General features: G+C 59.3%; 2 protein-coding genes. Both read right to left on the minus strand.

Annotated features, from left to right (window positions below):
* A partial coding sequence (locus tag KNW02_RS20485; protein ID WP_216035023.1) for a DEAD/DEAH box helicase family protein occupies window positions 1-423 on the minus strand: 423 nt, incomplete at its 3' end.
* Window positions 420-1,748: site-specific DNA-methyltransferase (locus KNW02_RS20490; RefSeq protein ID WP_216035024.1), on the minus strand; the 1,329-nt coding region annotated here is incomplete at its 5' end. The genes KNW02_RS20485 and KNW02_RS20490, both read right to left, overlap by 4 nt.

Raw genomic sequence — 1,748 nt, forward strand, 5'->3', positions numbered from 1 at the left:
TTGCGTGAAATCGCCAATGTCGAAAACGCGCACGCGGCCCTCGAACGCCGCGTCCAGCACCTGCCGATAGGGGTGGCGCGGGTTTTTCAGCGCCTCGGCGGTCTGGATGCGGATCGTGTTCGTCGGCACCAGCCACAGCACCAGCGGGAAATCCTTCTCGACCCAGGCATCCTTGGCCACGGTGATGGAATGGGCCGCCAGAATAGTCTTGCCGCCCCCGGTGGGCAGGCGCAGGCAGACATAGGGCACCTCTGGCAGCGCCTTGATTGGCTTGTAGCCTGCTGCATAGCCGCGCAGGCGCCTGGCCAGTTCCGGTTCGGCCGTGATCGTCTCATAGGCCGGTTTCGGGCCGACAATCCGCGCCTCTTCAAAGAATGTCCGCAGCGTGGCGAGCGAGGCTTTCTGATACTCCTTCAGCTTCATTTGCGCGCCTTCACGTCATAAGGGGTCTGCTTGAATTCGATCTGTTCTGCCTTGAGCGTCACCTCGGACAGCGCTGTGCGCTCGCCGTAGACGGTCAACGGGCCGGCAAAATCTCCCTGTGCTGCGCGGATCGTGGCCAGCGTCTTGCGTGTCAGGACGTTGCCGCCCGAGACCGATTTGTCGCCAAGAATGCCGTTATAGAGCAGGGCAAAGCCCTTGCCGCCCTGCGCCCCAAGGAAGGGGGAAAGGGGCTGCGGTTCCGTCCACGGGCTACCGGTTTCCGCGAACCAGATATGGGCGGCAAGGGTGGGGAAGCGGATATCGGGCTGGATCTGGCCATCTTCGGTAAAGACCGGCGGGCCGAGGCGGTAGAAGCGGTAACCGCCGCCGCCTTGCCACTCGGACGCCTTGGAAATCCCGCCCTGTTCGCCGTCGATGACCTTTTGCAGGCGCGGCGCGCAATGGGTGACGGCATGGCCCCCCATCTCGATCCCGATATAGCGCCGCCCCATCTTTTGCGCGACGGCGGCAGTGGTGCCGGAGCCAAGGAAGCTGTCAAGCACGAGATCGCCGGGGTCGGTGGTCATCTCCACGATGCGTTCCAGAAGCCTCTCGGGCTTAGGTGTCCCGAATGGCTTCGCATTTAGTGCAATCTGCTCTTTTCGTCCATCTTGAGTATGCCCCACGTCACCCCAAAGCCAAATGGTTTGGGGCACAGCGCCGTCGTCTTCGACGTCTGACAAAAATCGCTTGTAAGCGGGCACCTTGTTCTTGCCGGTCTTGCCCCACCAAAGACGCTCTTCTTTTGCGTGACGTTCATATTCGTCTTTGCCATAGCCCCAGACTCGCGTAGTTTTGGGCCAAATCTCTTCACCAGTGAAAGGATTGGTGACTGGATAATATAAGTTGGGACGTTCCTCGGACGATTTCGCACAGGTATAGTCGCCTGCCTTCCATGGGCCTCTTGGATCGTCATCGGGATTTTTGTAGGCTGCGTTCGATTTCTCGCTTCTCGCGAGCTTATTAGGTCGCCAAATCGCCTTCGATTTCGCAAAACCCATCAAATGATCGTGGTTGTCGCTTAGCCAAATTGCGTCGTTTGCAGGTGCATACTTCTTTTGCCAGATGACATTGGCTACGAAATTCCCTCGCCCAAACACCTCGTCCATGATGACCTTGAGGTAATGCCCCTCCCGGTCATCAATGCTCACCCAGATCGAGCCATCCTCTGCCAGCAGCTCCCGCAGCAGTTCCAGCCGGGGCCACATCATGGCCAGCCATTGGGAATGCTCCAGATTGTCGTCGTAATGCTCGAATGCCGAGCC

This window comes from Paracoccus marinaquae (assembly GCF_018860165.1).
Classification (GTDB): Bacteria; Pseudomonadota; Alphaproteobacteria; order Rhodobacterales; family Rhodobacteraceae; genus Paracoccus; species Paracoccus marinaquae.